Source organism: Asaia sp. BMEF1 (assembly GCF_051628905.1).
Lineage (GTDB): Bacteria > Pseudomonadota > Alphaproteobacteria > Acetobacterales > Acetobacteraceae > Asaia.
Genome location: NZ_CP157575.1, coordinates 3,280,868 through 3,301,342 on the forward strand (window position 1 = coordinate 3,280,868; position 20,475 = coordinate 3,301,342).

The 20,475-nt window shown below is 60.1% G+C and carries 19 protein-coding genes; 14 read left to right on the top strand and 5 right to left on the bottom strand.

Translation table 11 applies throughout. The annotated features are described in order from the left end of the window. Positions 1-83 precede the first annotated feature (83 nt). Together rpmB and fusA are read left to right on the top strand one after the other, a co-directional pair. Positions 84-386 carry a 50S ribosomal protein L28 gene (rpmB, locus tag ABHV46_RS14685; RefSeq protein ID WP_025840820.1) on the top strand — a complete coding sequence of 101 codons (303 nt, stop codon included), beginning with the start codon at positions 84-86 and terminating at the stop codon, positions 384-386. 237 nt (positions 387-623) lie between these two features. Next, positions 624-2,729, top strand: a complete 2,106-nt coding sequence (fusA, locus tag ABHV46_RS14690) for an elongation factor G (RefSeq protein WP_336945595.1) — start codon at positions 624-626, stop codon at positions 2,727-2,729. Positions 2,730-2,789: 60 nt separating this feature from the next. Here fusA and ABHV46_RS14695 read toward each other — a convergent pair whose 3' ends face one another. Further along, positions 2,790-3,413 carry a hypothetical protein gene (locus tag ABHV46_RS14695; RefSeq protein WP_438382084.1) on the bottom strand — a complete coding sequence of 208 codons (624 nt, stop codon included), beginning with the start codon at positions 3,411-3,413 and terminating at the stop codon, positions 2,790-2,792. Between the two features lie 102 nt (positions 3,414-3,515). Here ABHV46_RS14695 and ABHV46_RS14700 point away from each other — a divergent pair, with 102 nt between their 5' ends. The 4 genes from ABHV46_RS14700 to ABHV46_RS14715 all read left to right on the top strand — a co-directional run bounded on the left by ABHV46_RS14700 (position 3,516) and on the right by ABHV46_RS14715 (position 7,924). Beyond that, the gene (locus ABHV46_RS14700; RefSeq protein WP_438382085.1) at positions 3,516-4,178 is read left to right on the top strand and encodes a TetR/AcrR family transcriptional regulator; all 663 of its coding nucleotides are present in this window, start codon (positions 3,516-3,518) and stop codon (positions 4,176-4,178) included. A 152-nt stretch (positions 4,179-4,330) separates the two neighbouring features. Next, positions 4,331-5,890, top strand: a complete 1,560-nt coding sequence (locus ABHV46_RS14705) for a sugar ABC transporter ATP-binding protein (RefSeq protein WP_438382086.1) — start codon at positions 4,331-4,333, stop codon at positions 5,888-5,890. Between the two features lie 12 nt (positions 5,891-5,902). Continuing rightward, on the top strand, positions 5,903-6,922 hold the full coding sequence (locus ABHV46_RS14710) for an ABC transporter permease subunit (RefSeq protein ID WP_336945591.1): 1,020 nt from the start codon (positions 5,903-5,905) through the stop codon (positions 6,920-6,922). 60 nt (positions 6,923-6,982) lie between these two features. Further along, a complete protein-coding gene (locus tag ABHV46_RS14715; protein ID WP_438382087.1) occupies positions 6,983-7,924 on the top strand; it encodes an ABC transporter substrate-binding protein in 942 nt (313 codons plus the stop codon). 40 nt (positions 7,925-7,964) lie between these two features. Here ABHV46_RS14715 and ABHV46_RS14720 read toward each other — a convergent pair whose 3' ends face one another. The 3 genes from ABHV46_RS14720 to ABHV46_RS14730 all read right to left on the bottom strand — a co-directional run bounded on the left by ABHV46_RS14720 (position 7,965) and on the right by ABHV46_RS14730 (position 11,516). Beyond that, positions 7,965-8,222 carry a GlsB/YeaQ/YmgE family stress response membrane protein gene (locus ABHV46_RS14720; RefSeq protein ID WP_336945589.1) on the bottom strand — a complete coding sequence of 86 codons (258 nt, stop codon included), beginning with the start codon at positions 8,220-8,222 and terminating at the stop codon, positions 7,965-7,967. A 79-nt stretch (positions 8,223-8,301) separates the two neighbouring features. Further along, positions 8,302-8,640, bottom strand: a complete 339-nt coding sequence (locus ABHV46_RS14725) for a hypothetical protein (protein ID WP_438382088.1) — start codon at positions 8,638-8,640, stop codon at positions 8,302-8,304. Between the two features lie 122 nt (positions 8,641-8,762). Continuing rightward, on the bottom strand, positions 8,763-11,516 hold the full coding sequence (locus tag ABHV46_RS14730; RefSeq protein WP_438384443.1) for a phosphoenolpyruvate carboxylase: 2,754 nt from the start codon (positions 11,514-11,516) through the stop codon (positions 8,763-8,765). Between the two features lie 239 nt (positions 11,517-11,755). Here ABHV46_RS14730 and ABHV46_RS14735 point away from each other — a divergent pair, with 239 nt between their 5' ends. The 8 genes from ABHV46_RS14735 to ABHV46_RS14770 all read left to right on the top strand — a co-directional run bounded on the left by ABHV46_RS14735 (position 11,756) and on the right by ABHV46_RS14770 (position 19,198). Further along, entirely contained in the window at positions 11,756-13,087 is a 1,332-nt protein-coding gene (locus ABHV46_RS14735; protein WP_438382089.1) for a DUF445 domain-containing protein, read from the top strand. A gap of 131 nt (positions 13,088-13,218) precedes the next feature. Continuing rightward, positions 13,219-13,686, top strand: a complete 468-nt coding sequence (locus ABHV46_RS14740) for an SUF system Fe-S cluster assembly regulator (RefSeq protein WP_336945586.1) — start codon at positions 13,219-13,221, stop codon at positions 13,684-13,686. A gap of 1 nt (position 13,687) precedes the next feature. Beyond that, positions 13,688-15,178, top strand: a complete 1,491-nt coding sequence (gene sufB / locus ABHV46_RS14745; RefSeq protein WP_438382090.1) for a Fe-S cluster assembly protein SufB — start codon at positions 13,688-13,690, stop codon at positions 15,176-15,178. An 11-nt stretch (positions 15,179-15,189) separates the two neighbouring features. Continuing rightward, a complete protein-coding gene (gene sufC / locus ABHV46_RS14750; protein ID WP_438382091.1) occupies positions 15,190-15,960 on the top strand; it encodes a Fe-S cluster assembly ATPase SufC in 771 nt (256 codons plus the stop codon). Continuing rightward, positions 15,957-17,174 (top strand): Fe-S cluster assembly protein SufD, encoded by a 1,218-nt coding sequence (gene sufD, locus ABHV46_RS14755; protein WP_438382092.1) that lies wholly within the window; start codon positions 15,957-15,959, stop codon positions 17,172-17,174. Before sufC ends, sufD begins: the two co-directional genes overlap by 4 nt. Next, positions 17,171-18,409 (top strand): aminotransferase class V-fold PLP-dependent enzyme, encoded by a 1,239-nt coding sequence (locus ABHV46_RS14760; protein ID WP_438382093.1) that lies wholly within the window; start codon positions 17,171-17,173, stop codon positions 18,407-18,409. The genes sufD and ABHV46_RS14760 overlap by 4 nt, the downstream gene beginning before the upstream one ends. A 17-nt stretch (positions 18,410-18,426) precedes the next feature. Then, positions 18,427-18,810 (top strand): SUF system Fe-S cluster assembly protein, encoded by a 384-nt coding sequence (locus ABHV46_RS14765; protein ID WP_438382094.1) that lies wholly within the window; start codon positions 18,427-18,429, stop codon positions 18,808-18,810. Between the two features lie 16 nt (positions 18,811-18,826). Continuing rightward, positions 18,827-19,198 (top strand): HesB/IscA family protein, encoded by a 372-nt coding sequence (locus ABHV46_RS14770; protein ID WP_025840811.1) that lies wholly within the window; start codon positions 18,827-18,829, stop codon positions 19,196-19,198. Here the strand turns inward: ABHV46_RS14770 and ABHV46_RS14775 are convergent. Next, positions 19,189-20,475 (bottom strand): class I SAM-dependent RNA methyltransferase, encoded by a 1,287-nt coding sequence (locus tag ABHV46_RS14775; protein ID WP_438382095.1) that lies wholly within the window; start codon positions 20,473-20,475, stop codon positions 19,189-19,191. The genes ABHV46_RS14770 and ABHV46_RS14775 overlap by 10 nt on opposite strands.

The following is a 20,475-nucleotide window of genomic DNA, read 5'->3' on the forward strand; positions in this document are numbered from 1 at the left end:
GGTCCGTCATAAGCCGCGCCTTAACGCATCGTCGTATGCCGGGACTGGTCTCGGCGAACATATTACTACCGAGGATCAAGTCCATGTCACGCCGCTGCCAAATCACGGGCAAGGGTGTGCTGACGGGCAACAACGTCAGCCACGCCAACAACAAGACCCGTCGTCGCTTCCTGCCGAACCTGCAGGAAATCACCCTGCTCTCCGACATTCTCGGCACGGGCGTTCGTCTGCGTCTCTCCACCCAGGGCATTCGCACGGTTGAGCATAACGGCGGTCTGGACTCGTTCCTGATCACCACGCCGAACCGCAAGCTCCCGGTCGAAGCTCAGGTCATCAAGCGCCGCATCCTGCGCGCTCAGGAAAGCAAGGCCGCTCAGACCGCTTGAGTCTGACGGCGCCTGCCTCGCGGCCTCTGGCTGCAAAAGGCGGGCAGCAATCAAATTGGCCTTGAAAACGTGGTCGGGTTGTTTCATTCAGCCACTCGATCACAAGGCCCGACTTGGTCGATCCGGCTTCGACGTCTTACCGGAGTATTCCGAAAACAGCGTCGATCTGTGACGGCCACGGCAAAAGGTGTTTCGGGGCGTCCTGAAGCACCTTTAATCGCATTCTGGAGGTACTCCGTGTCCGAAAGCAGCATCGCAGAAGCCAAATCGGCTCTCTCGAAGATCCGTAATATCGGTATTACCGCGCATATCGATGCCGGCAAGACCACGACGACCGAGCGTATTCTGTATTACACCGGCGTGTCGCATCGCATCGGCGAAGTACATGACGGCAACACCACCACCGACTACATGGCGCAGGAACGTGAGCGCGGCATCACGATCACCTCGGCAGCCGTGACCTGCGAGTGGGAAAACCACCGCATCAACATCATCGACACCCCGGGCCATATCGATTTCAACATCGAAGTGAACCGCTCGCTGCGCGTGCTCGATGGCGCCATCTTCATTATCGAAGGCGTTGCTGGCGTTCAGCCGCAGTCCGAGACCAACTGGCGTCTCGCTGACCGTTACAACGTGCCGCGCATCATCTTTATCAACAAGCTTGATCGTACCGGCGCGGATTTCTATCGCGCATTCGACACGCTGAAGGAAAAGCTCGACATCGTCGCTATTCCGCTTCAGCTGCCGATCGGCATCGAAGAGAACTTCCTCGGCGTGGTCGACTTGGTCGAAATGCGCGCCATCATCTGGGAAGGCGGCGAGCTGGGCGCGAAGTTCCATTACGCCGAAATTCCCGATGACCTGAAGGAAAAGGCAGCGGAAGCTCGCCAGAACCTGCTGGACACGGCGCTGAGCGTTGATGAAGCCGCGATCGAAGAATATTTCGAAAAGGGCGATGTCGACACCGCAACGCTGAAGAAGTGCATCAAGAAGGGCGCCATCTCTGGCGTGTTCCGTCCCGTCATGTGCGGTACGGCCTTCAAGAACAAGGGCGTTCAGCCGCTTCTCGACGCCGTCATCGATTACCTGCCGGCTCCTGACGAAGTCGAAGGCATCCGTATTGCGCCGCCGGAAGACGAGGAAGTCGACGAGAACTTCCTGCCGATCGTGCCTGTCGACCCCGATGGCAAGTTCGCTGGTCTTGCGTTCAAGATCATCTCCGACAAGTACGGCACCCTGACCTTCGTGCGCGTCTATCGTGGCGTTCTGAAGTCAGGCGACACCGTGCTGAACACGACCAAGGGTCACAAGGAACGCGTCGGCCGCATGTTCCAGATGCACGCCGACAAGCGTGAGGAAGTCAAGCAGGTCGGCGCTGGCGACATTGCTGCCTTCGTTGGTCTGAAGGACACCCAGACGGGTGACACCCTGGCCGATGCCGCCGATCCGGTGGTTCTGGAGCGTATGCAGTTCCCGGTTCCGGTTATCGACATCTCCGTCGAGCCCAAGACCAAGGAAGCTGTCGAGAAGATGACGCTGGCCCTTCAGAAGCTTGCTGCTGAAGATCCTTCGCTGAAGCTCAAGACCGATCAGGAAACGGGTCAGACCATCCTGTCCGGCATGGGCGAGCTGCATCTGGACATCATCGTTGACCGTATGCGTCGTGAATACGGCGTTGAAGCCAATGTCGGTGCGCCTCAGGTTGCGTATCGTGAGACGATCTCGCGTCCGCATATCGAGACCTACACCCACAAGAAGCAGTCCGGTGGTTCGGGTCAGTACGCTGAAGTCAAGATCGAGTTCACCCCGGTCGAGCGTAACGAAGGCATCAGCTTCGAGAACAAGGTCGTCGGCGGTACGGTGCCGAAGGAATACATCCCGGCTGTCGAAAAGGGCATCCGCATGCAGTCCTCGACGGGCGTGCTGGCTGGCTTCCCCACGGTCGACTTCAAGTTCACGCTGCTCGACGGCAAATACCATGACGTTGACTCGTCGGCTCTGGCCTTCGAAATCGCCGCCAAGGCCTGCTTCCGCGAAGGCATGAAGAATGCCGGACCCGTGATCCTTGAGCCGATCATGGACGTCGAAGTCACCACCCCGAACGACCATGTCGGTGACGTGGTGGGCGATCTCAACCGTCGTCGTGGCATCATCCAGAGCCAGGAAACCGCCGGTTCGACCGTCATGATCCGCTCGCAGGTGCCGCTGAAGGAAATGTTCGGCTACATCTCGCATCTTCGCTCGGCTACCAAGGGCCGTGCGTCGTTCACGATGCAGTTCCATCACTATGATCCGGTGCCGCGCAACGTGGCTGACGAGATCATGGCGAAGAGCGCCTGATCCCTTCGGGTTCAGTCCATCGCTACGAGAAAGCCGCCCTTCGGGGCGGCTTTTTTCGTTTCAGCCAGCTTCTTTCCCAGTGGCTGAGCGGCCTCGCAAGGCCGCATAGAGGCGATAAAGGGCTTCGCCTTTGAAGCTGAGGAGGATCATCGCAACCAGACTGGTTTTCAGCGCGATCCCCGCCATGAAGGCGCTATGGGAATGCGCCCCCAGATAGAGCAGGTAGAACCCTCTCAGCAGAAAGAAGCTCGCCCATACGCGGGTGTAGAGCCGGAAAAAGCTGTCCAGGAAGGGCACCGGGTTCGAAAAGCGCGCGGCCTGCCTCTGTTCGGCTAATGCCTGAATGAGCGAAACACGTGTCAGGCTGCCGATCAGGAAGAAGAACGCAAGAAGGAAGGCGCAGAGAGCGCCAAATCTCTCGGGCGAGAGATACACCGCGGCGGTGAGGCTGAGAGCGCCGTAGCCCAGCGCCATGCCGTTGAGGGCGAACCAGAGCGTCGTAAACCCCGTATGAGCGTGCCACCTCCTGAGAGCGTCCAGGCCAATCAGGGCCAGTGTCGCAGGAATCGCGTAGCTCTGCAGCCCTGTGGCATCACCAAGCCATATAACGGCCAGCCCTCCCAGTTCTCCTATGACATTGCGCCAGTAGCGCAGGCGTTCCTGGTTGGGGCGGACGACGAGCATGAATGAGATTTCCAAGTTATCTTTACAATGTAAAGAACGCGCGGCAGTCCCTCGTCAAGAAAAACTTTTCAGTGTAAAGTTCCGCGGCAACAGGGAGACAGCATGAAGTCAGACGCAACGCCTTATCATCATGGCGATCTTGCCAATGCGCTCCTGCGCGCTGCGCGAACCCTTCTGGAAGAGGGCGGTCTAGAGGCACTCTCCCTGCGTGGCGTGACGCGTAGGGCCGGGGTTTCGGCCACTGCCGCCGTTCCTCATTTCGGTACGCTGGCCGGATTGCGATCCGCTCTGGCAGCGCAGGGATATGACGCGCTTGCCGATGCTTTGCTCGAGGCTCAGAAGGGGGGCGTTGCCCCGCGCCACGAGGGGAAGAGAGCTTCTGATACGAGCGAGCGGCCCGCCTCGGCGGCTCAGGCTGCCGGGCTCGCCTATATTGCCTTTGCCCTCGCTAACCCCGATCTTTTCCGACTGATGTTCCGTAACGCACTGCTCGATCACAGTCGGCCCGACCTGGCCGCCGCCTCAGGACGCGCCTTCGAGGCATTGAGGCTTCTCTCGCAGGGCAAAACGCCAGGAGCGATGCAATCGGCGGGTATGGCCGGGCTCTGGGCTCGTGTGCATGGACTCGCAATTCTGGCGATCGACGGCATGCTCGGGCCGCTTATGAAGGAGGCTCGAGCCCCGTCGCTGACCGGCTTTCTGCAGGCAGCACTCGAGAACCAGGAAGGAGGTGGAGAGGACTTGACGCATTCGAGAGAAAAATGAACGGCAATTAACGTTCACGTTCTGGTGACTAACCAAAATATTGCAAAAACATTATATAAAATTAATCAAAACTCTGCTTCTCTCCTTTTCGGCAGAGGGGCCCATTGGGCAAAACCCCCGCTGCTTCAGGCTCAAATCGGGAGGCTGGTCCCATGGCATTGGCCCAACAGACCACAACGGAAACGCAGGAAAACGGGGCTCCGCTCCTGCATGTGGCGGGTATTTCTAAGACATTTTCCGGGATCAAGGTTCTCAAGGATGTCTCTCTCAGCGCCTATGGCGGTGAAATCCTTGCCCTGATGGGCGAGAACGGGGCTGGCAAGTCCACCCTCATGAAAATTCTGTCAGGTGCGTATATCGCCGATCCGGGCGGTGAGATTCGTATTGCCGGTGAGGTTGCCAGAATTACTAACCCGGCTTCTGCACGGGCTCTGGGTATTGGCATTATCTATCAGGAGCTTGCGCTCGCCCCCAACCTGACCGTTGCTGAGAATATCCATCTGGGTTCGGAACTGCGTAAAGGGGGTATGATCGATCGTTCGGCCATGAATGAGGCCTGCCGCGGTCTGCTCAAGGAACTCGGCGCGCCCTTCGGCCCCGAAGACAAGCTTTCGACCATGTCGGTAGCCGAGCAGCAACTGGTCGAGATCGCCCGCGCGCTGCATCGTGATGCGCGTATTCTGGTACTCGATGAACCGACGACAGCCCTTTCGGCCCGCGAGACGGAGAGGCTCTTCGCGCTCATCCGCCAGCTCCGCGCCAAGGGTCTGGCGCTCATCTATATCAGCCATCGCATGGATGAAATCGATGAGCTGGCCGATCGTGTCTCCGTACTGCGCGATGGCGCCCATGTCGGCACACTCGAGAAACACGAGCTTTCCTCCGGGCGTATTGTCAGCCTGATGGTCGGTCGCGATTTGTCGAGCTTTTATGAAAAAGATGGCAATCACGTCCGTTACGATGCAGCGCCGATCCTTCAGGTCGAAGGGCTGACAGATGGCAAGCGCGTCCAGCCAGTCAGCTTCAGTGTTCGCCCGGGCGAGGTTCTCGGAATCGCAGGGCTGGTAGGAGCGGGGCGCACCGAACTCGCCCGGCTGATTTTCGGTGCCGATCCCAAAGTAGCGGGTACGGTCACGCTCGATTCCCGCAAGGTCGACATACGCTCGCCGCGCGACGCCCTGGCGGCGGGAATTGCCTATCTCACCGAAGACCGTAAATCGCTCGGGCTTTTTCTCGACATGTCCTGTAGCGGCAACATCAACCTCGGCGTTGTCGAGCGCGATTCACGGCTCGGTGTGCTGGATCAGGGCAAGGGGCGCACACGTGCAACGGGTTCTTTCTCGGCACTACGTATCAAGGCCCAGAACATGCTGACCAATGTCGGCGGGCTTTCCGGGGGTAATCAGCAGAAGGTCCTGCTTGGACGCCTGCTCGAAACCGGTCCGAAACTGCTCATCCTCGATGAACCGACACGCGGCGTCGATATCGGCGCCAAAACAGAGATCTACCGCATCATCAACGATCTGGCAGCCCAGGGGCTCGGGATCATCGTCATATCGAGCGAAATGGCCGAGATCATCGGCGTGAGCGACCGCGTGCTGGTCATGCGCGAGGGTCATCTCACAGGTGAACTTACGGGCGAAGCGATCACGCAGGAGGCGATCATGTCTCTGGCAGTCGGTCTCGCCCCCGCTTCCTCAATCGCCGCCTAGGATACGATTTCTATGAGCACCACTCTCAACCCGGCGGTTGCGGCTTCTCCCGCCGCCCAGCTCAACGCACGCGCAACGACCCGCAGCATTCTTCAGGCCGCGGGCATGTTGCCGGTTCTGATCCTTCTCGCCCTCGGTTTCCATTTTCTGGGCGGGCACCGTTTCCTCTCGGGGCAGAATCTGTCGATCATCGCCCAACAGGCATCGATCAATACCGTGCTCGCTTCGGGCATGACCTTCGTCATTTTGACGGGCGGTATCGATCTTTCGGTGGGCTCCATTCTGGCCTTTGCCGCAATGTGCGGGCTGATCGTTTCTCTCCTGCCACATGTGGCCTGGCTTGCCGTCCCGGCCTGTCTGGGGGCGGGGCTGCTGATTGGCGTTTTCAACGGTGCGCTGATCGCAGGGGTCAAGATTCCCCCCTTTATCGTCACACTCGGTACGCTCACCGCCGTGCGTGGCCTGGCGCGCCTGATGGGCAATGACCGCACGATTTTCAATCCTGACCTGTCGTTTGCCTGGATCGGCAATGACGGCATCGCCGTGACTTCCACTTTCACCATTCCCTGGCTTGCGGTTATCGCCCTCGCCGTCGTGGTGGTGAGCTGGTTCATCCTGCGTCGTACCGTGCTGGGCGTTCATATCTACGCCATTGGCGGCAACGCCTCGGCAGCGCGTCTCGCAGGTATCCGTGTCGGTCTTGTGCTGATGTTCGTCTATGCGGCTTCGGGTCTCCTGGCCGGTCTTGGGGCCGTCATGTCATCCGCACGGCTCTATGCTGCCAACGGCCTGCAACTCGGCCAGTCTTACGAGCTGGATGCCATTGCTGCGGTTATTCTCGGCGGCACCTCGTTTGTTGGCGGCGTCGGAACGATCTGGGGCACGCTGGTTGGTGCGCTTCTGATCGCGGTTCTGACCAACGGCCTCATCCTTATTGGCGTGTCCGATATCTGGCAGTTCATCGTCAAGGGACTCGTCATCATCGTGGCGGTCGCTCTCGACCGGTTCCGCGCTCCTGCGGCGCGCACCTGATCACAGGCCGCGCCTTTTCATTTTTCGAGTTTGTTTTTCTTCCGTTTCGGATGTTTCAAGATGATCACTCGTTCCAAATTTCTCCTCGGTGCGCTCGTTCTCTCCACCGCTCTGGCGGCTCCGGCTGTGCGCGCCGAGGGCATCAGCAATGTGGGCGTCTCGGTTGGCTCGCTCGGTAATCCGTATTTCGTGGCGTTGGTCAAAGGGGCCACGACCCAGCTCAAGACGACGGCGCCCAGCGCCAAAATCAATGCCCTGTCAGCCGATTACGACCTCAACAAGCAGTTCTCCCAGATGGACAGCTTTGTGGCATCAGGCGTCAATCTGATCCTGCTCAACGGTGTCGATCCTCAGGCCGTCATGCCCGCTATCAAACGTGTGCAGAAATCCGGCGCGACGGTGATTGCCGTCGACGTGGGCTCTGCCGGTGTTGATGGCACCGTTCAGACCGATAACGTGGCGGCTGGACGCGTCTCCTGCGAGTATCTGGCCAAGAAGATCGACGGTAAAGGCGAGGTCGCCATCGAGAACGGGCCTCAGGTTTCGTCGATCATCGATCGAGTGAAGGGGTGCAAGGAGGTTCTGGCGAAATATCCCGATATCAAGATCGTCAGCGATGACCAGAATGGTGGCGCCGAGCGCGACTTGGGCTTCAAGGTTATGCAGGGATATCTGGTGCGCTTTCCGAATTTGAAGGGCGTGTTTGCCATCAATGATCCGGAGGCGATCGGCGGCGATCTGGCCATCCGTCAGGCGCGTCGGCAGGGTATTACTGTCACCTCAGTCGACGGTGCGCCCGATATTGTGGCGTCGCTGAAAGATCCGAGATCGTCCATCGTCGCCTCCGCCAGCCAGGACCCCTATCAGATGGGTAAGGATGGCATTGCCATGGGGCAGGCGATCAAGGATGGAAAGCTTGCCAAGGGCACGGTGCGCCTCATGGCGCCGACACTGATCACCCGTGACAATGTCGGCAGCTACAAGGGCTGGACGGGAGAGTAAGCCCGATTTCTCCCCGGCCGTGAAAGCCGGGGAGATTTTCTCAGGCCTGATTATTATTTGACGCGAAGAGCCGATAGATCAGCAGCAGGATCATGGCGCCGAATACGGAGGCGACGAAACCGGCAGGCTGGCCCGAGTGGTAGAAATGAAGTTTCTGGCCGATCCACCCGGCGAGCAGCGCGCCTGCGATGCCCAGAAAGATCGTGATGATGAAGCCGCCCGGATCGCGCCCGGGCATCAGAAACTTGGCGATCAACCCAACGAAAAAACCGACGATCAATGTCCAAATCAGATGCATGTCATCTCCTCATGCCGATAGGCAGATTGTCACGTTCCTGTGACTAGCATGGAGTAAACTGCTCGGTCCACGTCCTGCCTCACCGTTTGCTATCAACGCTATTGAGTGTCCAGCATCGCGATGTGGCAATATTTTGATCGTTACGCAGGTCGGGCGGCGTGAGCGCGCAGAGCAGGGTGCCACCGCGATGGCTGAGTGTAAGCAAAAGCTCTGACCCTGATACGCTCGACGTGACGATCTGATAGCCTTGGTTCAGATAGGAGGCGAGCGAACCGGTGAGCGGCTTGAGGTCAGTCGGAACGGCAGGAGCCGAGAAAGGTGACTTGATGCCCGATGCGGGCATGATTTCGGATGGCTCGGTCGCATAGGCCACGCCGGAAAAAGACAGGGTTACCAGAAGCAGTGAGTGCAATTTCATGGTGAACTCCCGGAAAGGGAGGGAGGCACGGAGCCTGTCCCGGATATTCCTCAGATCATCCGCGGGCAGGCCCGCGAGACGATTTTCACGGCCCGATCTAAAGACCAGGCTCAGGAAGCACATCAGCCGAAAGAGCCGTTGGCGTGCATCACGGCGACGCTGATTTCACGGAGCACGGCAAAGAGACGCGCCATCGGGGCGAAGATCTCTTCATGCTCGCGGGTAAAGCCGTGATCGTCACGTGGCCCGCTGGGTTCATGGAAATCGAGATCGGTCACCATCCCGGCCGATTGCGGGAAGATTTCCGACAGGCGCTTGAGTACAGCTGGGATTTCAAGCTGAAGCACGAGCTTGAGCAGCGTTTCGCGATTGATGTCGTTGCGCGGGCTGAAATAGGGAATGCGCGTGGCCAGAATCCAGATCTGGCCGATCACGGCATGACGGATCGCGTGCAGCGTGCGCTCCTGCGCGCTCATCTTGAGTGTATGGCTCCACACCGATTCGAGCGCGATATGATCGGCCTGAATGCGACGGAACATGGCAGGCAGGCTGCGCCAGAATTCCAGCCCCTCCAGACCGCTCGCCAGCACGAGATGCTGGCTGCGCTGCTCTTCATTACGGGCCGAAGCGGCGCGATCGAGCCAGGTGCCCGGGTCGAGCAGGCGCACAATACCGCGCAGGGCACCGATATCCGAATGCGCCGCGGCCTGGCGGGCGAAATCGAGCGCGAGGCCGAAGCGTCGGCTGCTGCGCGCCAGCTTCTCGAAGGTCTCGGGGTGGCGTGAAGCTGCCGTCCCGAAGCCCTGAAGCACGTTTGTCCACCAGCCAAGCTGTTCGAGAATGGCGTTATTCGGAATGGCGCGCAGCTGGCTCGGATGGGTGATGCGCGTCACGCTGATGCCATCGCCTTGCCGGGCAGAGGGGCGCGAACCCGATTTGTCGATCAGTGCCGGGCCGAACGCGCCGAGTAGCCCGGCATAGCCGGGATCTTCGACGAGGCTGCTCATGTCGAGTGCGATGGTCGAGAAGAAATCGGATGAGAAATCCGGCTCGTCATAAATCGGGTCGCGTGCGGTCGAAAGCGGGCGGGTCAGATGCTCGGCAAGCGTCGCAATGGTCGAGGCGGCGAGCGGCGCCGTGCCGAACAGCGTGTAGCCATCGCCACCCTGGAAAGCCGCTTCCTCACGCAGGCTGATACCGGCCTTGGCGAAGAGGCCGCGTGTGTGATCCGGCGAGAAATAGCTGAGTCGGTCCGACAGGCTGAAAGGATGCGCGCCGCGCCCGATACTCTCGCCATGGGTGTCGAACAGAACGAGTTCGATATCCTTCATGCCGTGTTTCTGCATGAGCGACAGCGTGCGCAGGCGCAGGCGCTCGACAAGATTCGTCGCGGCAAGCTGGCCAATATAACGGCCCGAATCCGAGTAGCCGAATTGCAGGCAGAGACGGCCATTATTGCGGATGTATTCGCGCCATTGCGCCGAGCGGAATGCCTCTTCGAGAATGATCTCGCCATGTTCGAGCGCACTCTGCGTTTCGAAAAGAGGAGAGATCTGGATCTGATCGTCGCGAATGCCCAGAAGACGCGCCAGCCAGAGCGTGGCGAGCAGCGTGTAGCCGCTTTCGGTCTCGGCAATAAGAAAGCGGATGGGCGTGCCACTGTCGATATGCTTGAGAATCTGCGCCATAGTCATCATCAGACGACCGGCGGAAGACTGCTCCATCATCAGTGCGCCGAAATCGACGGGGATGGGGGCTTTCAGCGATTCGAGCGCTTCATTGATCTGCGACAGCACAAGGCGGCGGCGCGACGGAATGGTGGGGTCGTCTTCAATGCCGAGGCGATGGCGTACCACGTTATAAATTTGGGTCGCGTTCAGACGGGTATGGATATGAGCCGCACCCAGACCATGCGCCATGAAGCCGGAACGTGCGGTCAGCAGCGCCGCGCGTTTCGGGCCTTCCAGCAGAGAGAGCGCTTCGTCGAAAAGCGGAGCCAGCGTCTCGGCAGAGGCGAGGGCGGCTTCGCGCCGGCTGACCAGCGTCTGGGCGAAGGCGGCGATGGCGGTGGCATCATGACGCTGCTGGTCGGGGCAGGCGGCTTCCTGCTCCTTCACCGCGCCGAGCGCGACATCGATGCGTGCGACAAGTTGCGAACATTGCGGAAGCAAGGATTCGAGCTGCGTGCGCAGGCGCTCGAGCTGCGTGCGTTTCAGCGCAAGGCGGATGCGCAGTGTGTCCCACCAATGGATATCGCTGCGGCCATCCGTGTCGAACCCCACCCAGGTGGCCAGAATGAGGGTTCTGACATCGAACGCTGCAAGTGCGGCTTCCTGATCGGGCCAGCGCGCGGCAGCGTGCTTCAGAATGGACGCATTGAAGATGTCGAGCGCATCGCGCCCGCGTAGAATCGCTGTGAGCGCCAGATTCTGTTCATGGGCGAGAGTGGGAGCGCCTTCGCGACGATGCGATTTCAGCTCGGGCAGGCGATGGCTGGGGTCGGTCGCCATTTCGACAATGTGGCGATAGACATTATCGGCCAGAGCGAAAGTCGGATGAGCCGTAAACACTGCCGCGAAACCGGGTCGCGAGAGTTTCGCGATCAGCCCTTCGACCGTATCGCAGCTTTCGACCGTCTTGCGTGCTGCCTCGTCCAGACGCCCGTCAGGCGTTGCCTCATCCTTGAGACCCACATAGCTGCGCAGACGGGAGGCGCGCTCTTTGAGATTGCCGTCGCGGAGCACGCGCACAGCGTTTTCAAGCGTCGCGACCGAAAGTGCGCCGTCTATCAGTTCGTCACCGATCTCACTCGAAAGCGTCTCGATAGGATCGGGGGCGTGGCGCTCATGCGCGGCGCGATCCTGGAGCGCCTGCATCTCTCCTGTCAGACGCTCGGCAAAAACGACGCCCTCATTGGCGATGGCGGCAGGTTTCTGATCCGCCTTATGCGCGGGCGTTCCGTCAGGGGCGTGATGCGGCGCGGTATTGGACAAGGCACTCTCGCTTGAATTCGGGTCACGGACTGCGTTTGGTTTTCCATGCCGCAGGCATGATGGCAATGGAGGATCGCGGGAGGTGCAGGACTTTTTATCCGACTGGTGATAATCGGTTGAAAATGCATCATCCGAATTCCGATACATCACCCGGCACAGAGCGTCAGGCAGAGAGCGGTGCCTCGGAGGCAGAGGCGCTCGCAGGGCTGAAAGCCTCGCGCCGTCTGGCGGGGGGGCTGCTCATCTCGATGGGTGGCGTCATGGTCCTGTCTGCCGGTATGCCCGCCATGGGGCTGGTGAAAGATCACTTCCTGCTCGAGGTGCTACGCTCCGGCGCGCGAGCGGGCGTTGTTGGCGGCATTGCGGACTGGTTCGCCGTCACAGCCCTGTTCAGGCACCCGCTCGGCCTGCCGATTCCGCATACGGCGGTTTTGCCCCGTCAGCAGCCGCGTCTGGCGCGGGCTTTGGGCCGCTTCGTCTCAACGCAATTCTTTACGGAAGAAGATGCGAGCCGTGCGCTCGCCTCTGCCGACGTGGCGCGCATTCTCGCCAATCTGTTGCGTCAGCCACGCACGGCCAATGCTACCGCGGCGGCGCTGCGTCGTAGCGTGCCCGACATGCTCGACCGGCTCGAAGACGGGCGGGCTTCTGCGGCTATTGGCAAGGCGCTGCCGGTGCTCGCCCGCGGGGAGGCGTCCATCAAGGTGGTCACGCGCGCGCTTCGGGCGCTGGTCGATAACGAGCTGCATCAGGAGGTGCTGTCTGCGCTGCTCGAGCGCTTCAAGGGGGGCGTGCAAAAACGCGAAGCCACGCTGCGCAGCTTCATCGAAGAACGTGTACGTGAGCAGGGCGGGCGGATGATCGGCTGGGCCATCGGTCCTTCTGTCGCCAATCGCGTCATCACGGCGCTCTATCTCGAACTCGATCGTGTGGACCCTCAGGATTCGGAACTGCGTGAAGGCTTTACCGGCTGGATCAGGCAGGAAATCGACCGCCTCGAGCAGGATCCCGAGCGCAGGGCACGTTTTGGCGATGCGATGTCAGGCTATCTTGGTCACGACAGTCTCAAGCTCTGGTGGTCTGAGATATGGCAGCGTTTTAGGGGGCTCGCCGAGGCCGACCTTGCCTGTGAGGAAGGCTGGAGCCGTAGCGTGATCGAGGCGGCCCTGCTCAGCCTGGCCGATCAGCTCGATCATGATCCCGCGATGCGCGCGCGCCTGGAACAAACGCTCAGAACGACCCTCGTGCGGATACTGCCCTCTCTGCGCGACAAGCTTGCGGCTTATATCGCCTCGGTCATGGAGCGGTGGGACCCGGCAGAGCTCTCAGCGCGGTTGGAGCAGCGTGTGGGGCGCGACCTGCAATATATCCGTATCAACGGTACGCTGGTCGGTTTCGTCGTCGGCGCGGTTCTGGACATGCTCATGCGGCTCTGCTTCGGCCATCTCGGCTAGGCAGAGTTTATCTCTTTGTAACAGGCGGCGAAAAGGGTTGACGCAGAGGCCCTCAGCGCGCATCTGCTACTAAAAATAGCACCATTTAGGTCTTTAATTTCTGTCCATGCGGGACTGATCGAGGGAGCACAATGCTCAGGTTATCGAAACTCGCTGATTACGCAACGGTTCTGCTCGTGCAGCTTGGCCAACAGGACACGCTGATGACAGCCACCGCGCTTGCGGGGGCGACTGGTGTACCGGAGCCGACCGTTGCCAAATTGCTCAAGGGTCTGGCCGCTGACGGTCTGGTCGCGTCGCATCGTGGCGCGAGGGGCGGTTACCGTCTTGCCCGCGCGCTTTCCGATATTTCGATTGCCGCTGTCATTACCTCGGTCGACGGACCGATTGCGTTGACCGCCTGTGTCGAGGGGCGGGTTTGCGAGGCGAAATCGCTGTGCGCCCTCTCGTCCGGTCAATGGGACATGGTGAACAAGGCCATTCGCTCGACCCTCGAATCCATCAATCTTGACGATATGAGCCGTGCGCACCTGACAGGCGGTTTCGCGCCTGCTTCACGCTGCGTCGCTCATGATCATCATCCTGCCAGGGAGGGATGAGATGCCAGCCGTAACGGAAACCCGTGAAGCCGTCGAAACCCTCGGTCAATCGACCTATAAATGGGGTTTCGAGACCGAAATCGAGATGGAATTCGCCCCGAAAGGGCTGAGCGAAGAAACCATCAGGTTCATCTCCGCGCGCAAGCAGGAGCCCGAGTGGATGCTGGACTGGCGTCTGCAGGCCTTCCGCGCCTGGCAAGCGATGGAAGAGCCTACGTGGCAAAAGCCAGACTATCCGGCCATCGATTATCAGGACGCCTTCTATTTCGCCGAGCCGAAGAAGAAGCCCGGACCGAAATCGCTTGAAGAAGTCGACCCGGAACTGCTGCGCACCTACGAAAAGCTCGGTATCCCGCTGCATGAACAGGCCATTCTGGCCGGTGTCGAAGGCGCGGGCGAGCAGGAGGCGCGTCTGCCGGTAGCCGTTGACGCCGTGTTCGACTCCGTGTCGGTCGTGACTACTTTCCGCAAGACACTTGAAGAAGCCGGGGTCATCTTCTGCCCGATCTCCGATGCCATTCGCGAGCATCCCGATCTGGTTAAGCGTTATCTCGGCTCGGTCGTGCCGGTGAGCGATAATTTCTTCGCAGCGCTGAATTCGGCGGTCTTTACCGACGGCTCGTTCGTCTACGTGCCTGAGGGTGTCAAATGCCCGATGGAGTTGTCGACCTATTTCCGCATCAATGCGCGTAATACGGGGCAGTTCGAACGCACGCTGATCATCTGCGAAGATCGTGCGACAGTGTCCTACCTCGAAGGCTGCACCGCGCCGATGCGCGATGAAAACCAGCTTCATGCCGCCGTGGTTGAACTCGTGGCGATGAATGACGCCAAGATCAAATACTCCACGGTGCAGAACTGGTATCCGGGCGACGAAAACGGCAAGGGCGGCATCTATAACTTCGTGACCAAGCGCGGCGCCTGCCGTGGTCGCAATGCCAAGATCTCCTGGACCCAGGTCGAGACCGGGTCTGCCATCACCTGGAAATATCCTTCCTGCATTCTGGCAGGCGAGGGTTCGGTGGGCGAGTTCTACTCGGTGGCCGTCACCAATAATCGTCAGCAGGCCGATACCGGCACGAAGATGATCCATCTGGCGCCCAATACGCGCTCGACCATCATCGCGAAGACCATTTCCGCCGGTCACTCTGACAGCACCTATCGCGGTCTGGTGCGCATGATGCCCAAGGCACGCGGTGCGCGTAATTTCACGCAATGCGACAGTCTGCTGATTGGCGATCAGTGCGGCGCGCATACCGTGCCCTATATCGAGAACCGCAACATGACGGCGCGCGTCGAGCATGAGGCGACCACCTCGAAGATCTCTGAAGACCAGCTCTTCTACTGCCGGTCACGTGGCCTGTCGGAAGAAGATGCCGTGGGTCTCATCGTCAACGGGTTCTGCAAGGATGTCCTGAAGGAACTCCCCATGGAGTTTGCAGTGGAAGCACAGAAGCTCCTGCAACTCAGTCTTGAAGGTAGCGTCGGGTAAAGAGCCGCATCATGAATGATTTTCTGAAAATTTCCGGTCTCTGTGCGCAGATCGACGATAACGGAACCCCTAAGGAGATTCTGCGCGGTCTCGACCTCGAAGTTCCGAAGGGCCAGATCCATGCGATCATGGGGCCGAACGGTTCGGGCAAGTCGACGCTCTCCTATGTGCTGGCAGGTCGTGAAGACTACGAAGTGACCGGAGGCAGCGCCGAGTTTCTTGGTGAAGACCTTCTGGCGCTCGAGCCGGAAGAACGCGCGGCTCTAGGTGTGTTTCTGGCGTTTCAGGCACCCATCGAACTGCCTGGCGTGAATAATGCCAATTTCCTGCGCACCGCCGTCAATGCCGTGCGTCGTGCCCGCAAGGAAGAGGAACTCGATGCGGTCGGCTTTCTGAAGGCCGTTCGCGCAGAGACGAAGCACCTGCACATGTCCGACGACATGCTCAAGCGCAACGTTAATGTCGGCTTTTCCGGTGGTGAGAAGAAGCGCAACGAAGTGCTGCAGATGCGTATGCTGCGCCCGAAATTCGCCATTCTCGACGAAACGGATAGCGGTCTCGACATTGACGCGCTGCGTATCGTGGCAGAGGGCGTGAACAGCCTGCGCGGCCCCGATTTCTCGGCTCTGATCATCACCCATCACCAGCGCCTGCTGGATTACATCAAGCCCGATCGTGTGCATGTCATGGCCAAGGGCAAGATTATCCATAGCGGCGGTGGCGAAGTGGCGCTGGCGCTCGAAGCGCAGGGTTATCAGCAATATCTCGAGGCGGTGGCATGAGCGGCGCGACCGCCATTTCTCCCGCGATCGAGTCCTTTTTGTCGCGGGCGCATCAGGGCGAGGCGCGTAGCTTGTTGCAGCGTCAGGGCCTGCCCCAGCGTCGTCTCGAAGCGTGGCGCTATACACCGCTGCGCGATCTCGACAAGACCGGCTTTGCCGCACCCGAACCCGTTTCGGCGGAAGAAGCCAAGGCGACCCTCGCCCGTCTGGCGCCCGAGGCGCTGGAGGGCTATCGCGTCGTTTTCGTTAACGGTGTCGTGGTCTCTGCCCTGACAAGCCTGCCGGATTCAGTCGAATCCGTCGCTCTGGCGGTGCCACTTTTGGCCGACCGCCCCCTGAGCGTGCTCAACAACGCCATGCAGCAGCCGGGGCTTGCCCTGCGCGTGCCGGCGGGGGTGGACGCCGGGCAGATCGCGCTGGTTTCGCTCGTGACCAGTGGCAACCAGATATCGACGCATCTCGCGCATCAGTTTACGCTCGAAGAAGGCGCCAAGCTGACGCTTCTCGATGTGCAGTCCGGCGAGGGCGCGTATCTTGCCAATCCGAGCCTGACGGTTTCGGTGGCAGAAAAGGCGCATCTGACCCATCTGCGCGTGCAGCAGGACAGTATCGAAGCCACCAATCTTGCTCTGGTAAACGCGCAGATTGCCGAACATGGCACCTATGACAGCTTCACCCTGACTCTCGGGGCAAAGCTTTCTCGTCACGAAGTGCTTGCGCATCTCGGTGGCAAGCACGCCATCGTGCATGTCAATGCGGCCCAGCTTCTGGCAGGCACGCAGCATGCCGATCTGACCTCGGTCATCACCCACGCCGCGCCTGACTGCAATTCGCGCCAGACAGTGAAGAACGTGCTGATGGATGCGGGCCATGGCGTTTTTCAGGGCAAGATCTATGTCGATCGCATTGCCCAGAAGACCGATGGCTATCAGATGAACCAGGCCCTGCTTCTGTCGGAAAAGGCGCAGATCGACAGCAAGCCGGAGCTTGAGATCTATGCCGACGACGTCAAATGCAGCCATGGCGCAACGGTCGGTGCGCTCGATGACGAGCAGCTCTTCTATCTGCGTGCCCGTGGCATTCCTCACGCCGAGGCCCGCGCCATTCTAGTGCGCGCCTTCCTGCTCGACGCTCTGGCTCTGGTAACGGATGAAGCGGCCTATGCGCTGCTCGACCGGCGTGTCGATGCCTGGTGGCAGAAAAGAGAGGCATGATGACCTCGAACGACGTTCTCGACCGCTTTGCGACGCTGCGCAGCCGGTTTCCGATCCTGTCGGAAACCGTGCATGGCCGTCCGCTCGTTTTTCTCGATAGTGCCGCCTCAGCGCAAAAGCCCGATTGCGTCATCGATGCCATGGCGCAGGCCATGCAGCACCAATACGCGAATATTCATCGCGGGCTGCACTGGATGAGCGAGCGCACGACCGAAGCCTATGAATCGGTGCGCACGCAGGCGGCCCGCTTCCTGAATGCGCCGGACCGTCACGAGATCATCTTCACGCGTAACAGCACCGAGGCGATCAATCTCGTCGCGCATTCTTTCGGAGCGCTGCTCAAGCCGGGTCAGGCCGTTCTGATTTCCGAGCTGGAGCACCATTCCAATCTCGTTCCCTGGCAGATGCTGCGTGATCGTACGGGGATCGAGCTACGCGTCGCGCCGATCACCGAGCAGGGCGATCTCGATCTCGGGGCCTATGAGGCCCTGCTCGAAGACGGTCGTGTCGGTCTGGTTGCCATCACTCATATGTCCAACGTGCTCGGCACGCTGACTCCGGCGAAAGAACTGGCGCGTATCGCCCATCGTTACGGGGCGCGTATCCTGTTCGACGGGTCGCAATCTGCGGTGCATCGCGCCATCGACGTGCAGGATCTGGACGCCGATTTTTTTGTCTGCACCGGGCACAAACTCTATGGGCCGACCGGCATTGGTCTGCTCTGGGGCAAGGCCGAGTTGCTCGATGCCATGCCGCCTTTCATGGGTGGTGGCGAGATGATCGAAAGCGTCAGCTTCGAGAAATCGAGCTGGGCGAAAACACCGCATAAATTCGAGGCTGGCACACCGCCGATTATCGAGGTGATCGGTCTGGGCGCCGCGCTGTCATTCATGGAAGACCTCGGTGCCGAGGCGATTACGGCGCATGAAGAAGCGCTGGTTGCCTATACCCGTGAGACGCTCGGAGCCTGCGAAGGCGTCCGTCTTGTCGGCGCACCGAAAGAACAGGGCGGTGTGGTCTCTTTCATTGTGGAAGGGGCGCACCCACATGATCTCGCAGTGTTGCTGGACCGCTTGGGTATTGCGATCCGCGCCGGACAGCATTGCGCTGAGCCCCTTATCCGCCGTCTCGGCCTTACTGCAACAGCGCGGGCGAGCTTCGGCGTTTACACGACACGCGACGATATCGATGCACTGGTCAAGGGCGTGTCACGCGCCCGGCAGATGCTGGTCTGACACAGGGAGGGCCTCTCATGACTGATGAAAACCATATCCTGACCAGACCGCTCGGCGCCTCGGCTGAAGATGGTGCCCCTGAGGCCGTGTCTTTAGGGGTGCCGGACGAAGATAGTGTCATTTCGGCTATTGCGACCGTTTATGACCCTGAAATTCCGGTCAATATTTACGAGCTGGGACTCATTTACGCGATCGACCTGCATGATGACGGTCGGGTCGATATCGAGATGACCCTGACGGCGCCGAATTGTCCGAGCGCGCAGGAACTGCCTGAGCAGGTGCGCGAAGCCGTGGCGGCTCTACCCGGTGTCAACAAGGCCAGCGTCGTGATCGTCTGGGATCCGCCTTGGGATATGAGCCGCATGAGTGATGATGCGCGTCTTGCGCTGAACATGTTCTGAACGGGGAAGAAGAGCCATGAGCGAGACACAGACCGCCCCATCGCCCGTCAAGCGGGCATTGCCGCCCCTGATGCAGATGACCGAGCGTGCCGCAAAGCGTCTGAAGCAGCTTTATGAGGGGGCCAATAAGGGGCAGATCCTCCGTATCGGCGTCAATACCCGCGGATGTTCAGGCATGTCCTATGACATGAGCTTTGTCGAGAGCGCATCGCCGGGCGATGAGAGCGTGACGGATCACGGATTACAGGTGCTTGTCGACCGCAAAGCCACGCTGTTTCTGATCGGGACGGTGATGGATTACGAGATCAAGGATCTCGAATCCGGTTTCACCTTCACAAATCCGAATGAAAAAGGCCGCTGCGGGTGCGGCGAGAGCTTTCACGTCTGACGACGTGAAAGCCTCTTTTTGCTTTTCGTGAAGCTCACCACGACTTCGACTTCGGTCGACCACAGAAACTGGTCGATGACCGACACAGAAAGCACCTCGTAACCCGCCTTGGCCAGAAGCGACGCGTCCTTCTGGAGAGCCTGCGGGTTGCAGCTGACATAGACGATGTCTTCTACGCCAGAGCGCGCAATATGGTCCATTTGCGACAGAGCCCCGGCATGGGGCGGGTCGAGAACGATCACGCGCGCCTTGGCAAGTTCCTTTGCAATCAGGGGCTGGCGCGTGAGATCGCGATGAGCCGTTTCGATACGCTGGCCGACCGCGCCGGATTTGAGCGCCGCGATGGCTTCGTAATGGCCTTCGAAGGCCAGAACGCGACCTTTCTGAGCGAGCGGAACAGTCAGCGTGCCAAAACCGGCGAACAGTTCGACAATCGGGTCACGTCTGTTCAGTGCAGGTAGAGCCGCCAGGACGGAATCGGCAATGGCCGTCTCGCTCTGATCGGTCGCCTGAAGGAAGCCGCCGGGCGGAGGTGTCAGCTTGACCGCACCGAAAGCGTGAAAGACCGGACCTTGCTGGGCGACAATTTCGAAGCCATCGGCTGGACGACGCTTCGAGCGCCAGGAAATGCGCGGGATCTTGTGCGCACGACCGAAGGCAGCCAGCTTGACACGGTCGGTCGGGGTCATCGCAGCGTCGGTGGCGATCAGGAGATCTGGCCCTGAGCTGTAGAGATTGATTTGCAGATCGCCCCCACCGGTGACGGCGCCTAGCGAGCCCAGCACCTCGCGCATCGGGTCGAGCAGCGCCATAAGGGCCGGTTCGATCACATGGCATTCGGTCATGTCTACCACGTCGCCGTGGCGGCGATGCAGCCCGAGCACAATCCTGCCCGGTTCGCGCTGGAAAGCCAGATCGATTCGACGGCGGCTTTCTGCCGGCACCTGCATCGACTCGAATCGCGGCAGCCTCTCGAACCCGGCACGGTTCAGGGCGTGGCGCACCAGACCGATTTTCCACTCGAGCAGAGCTGGTCGTGCCGTTGTCTGCATTGCGCAGCCGCCACAGCTGCCGAACAGCGAGCAGACAGGCGAGACACGGTCGGGCGAGGGGGACAGGAGATCGATCAGCTCGACATGACGGTTATCGTCATAACGCAGTTTGAGCGTATCGCCGGGGACGGTTTGTGGAACGTAGGCGGGCTTGTCTTCAATAAGAACAAGCCCGTCACCATTCGCGCCGAAAGAGAGAACTTTCGTCTCGATAAGGGAGGCCAT

Coding starts and splice junctions, on each gene's coding strand:
- rpmB (WP_025840820.1), top strand. CDS start 84: ATGTCACGCCGCTGCCAAATCACGGGCAAGGGTGTGCTGACGGGCAAC.
- ABHV46_RS14695 (WP_438382084.1), bottom strand. CDS start 3,413: ATGCTCGTCGTCCGCCCCAACCAGGAACGCCTGCGCTACTGGCGCAAT.
- ABHV46_RS14700 (WP_438382085.1), top strand. CDS start 3,516: ATGAAGTCAGACGCAACGCCTTATCATCATGGCGATCTTGCCAATGCG.
- ABHV46_RS14705 (WP_438382086.1), top strand. CDS start 4,331: ATGGCATTGGCCCAACAGACCACAACGGAAACGCAGGAAAACGGGGCT.
- ABHV46_RS14710 (WP_336945591.1), top strand. CDS start 5,903: ATGAGCACCACTCTCAACCCGGCGGTTGCGGCTTCTCCCGCCGCCCAG.
- ABHV46_RS14715 (WP_438382087.1), top strand. CDS start 6,983: ATGATCACTCGTTCCAAATTTCTCCTCGGTGCGCTCGTTCTCTCCACC.
- ABHV46_RS14720 (WP_336945589.1), bottom strand. CDS start 8,222: ATGCATCTGATTTGGACATTGATCGTCGGTTTTTTCGTTGGGTTGATC.
- ABHV46_RS14725 (WP_438382088.1), bottom strand. CDS start 8,640: ATGAAATTGCACTCACTGCTTCTGGTAACCCTGTCTTTTTCCGGCGTG.
- ABHV46_RS14730 (WP_438384443.1), bottom strand. CDS start 11,516: ATGCAGGCGCTCCAGGATCGCGCCGCGCATGAGCGCCACGCCCCCGAT.
- ABHV46_RS14735 (WP_438382089.1), top strand. CDS start 11,756: ATGCATCATCCGAATTCCGATACATCACCCGGCACAGAGCGTCAGGCA.
- ABHV46_RS14740 (WP_336945586.1), top strand. CDS start 13,219: ATGCTCAGGTTATCGAAACTCGCTGATTACGCAACGGTTCTGCTCGTG.
- sufB (WP_438382090.1), top strand. CDS start 13,688: ATGCCAGCCGTAACGGAAACCCGTGAAGCCGTCGAAACCCTCGGTCAA.
- sufC (WP_438382091.1), top strand. CDS start 15,190: ATGAATGATTTTCTGAAAATTTCCGGTCTCTGTGCGCAGATCGACGAT.
- sufD (WP_438382092.1), top strand. CDS start 15,957: ATGAGCGGCGCGACCGCCATTTCTCCCGCGATCGAGTCCTTTTTGTCG.
- ABHV46_RS14760 (WP_438382093.1), top strand. CDS start 17,171: ATGATGACCTCGAACGACGTTCTCGACCGCTTTGCGACGCTGCGCAGC.
- ABHV46_RS14765 (WP_438382094.1), top strand. CDS start 18,427: ATGACTGATGAAAACCATATCCTGACCAGACCGCTCGGCGCCTCGGCT.
- ABHV46_RS14770 (WP_025840811.1), top strand. CDS start 18,827: ATGAGCGAGACACAGACCGCCCCATCGCCCGTCAAGCGGGCATTGCCG.
- ABHV46_RS14775 (WP_438382095.1), bottom strand. CDS start 20,475: ATGGCCTCCCTTATCGAGACGAAAGTTCTCTCTTTCGGCGCGAATGGT.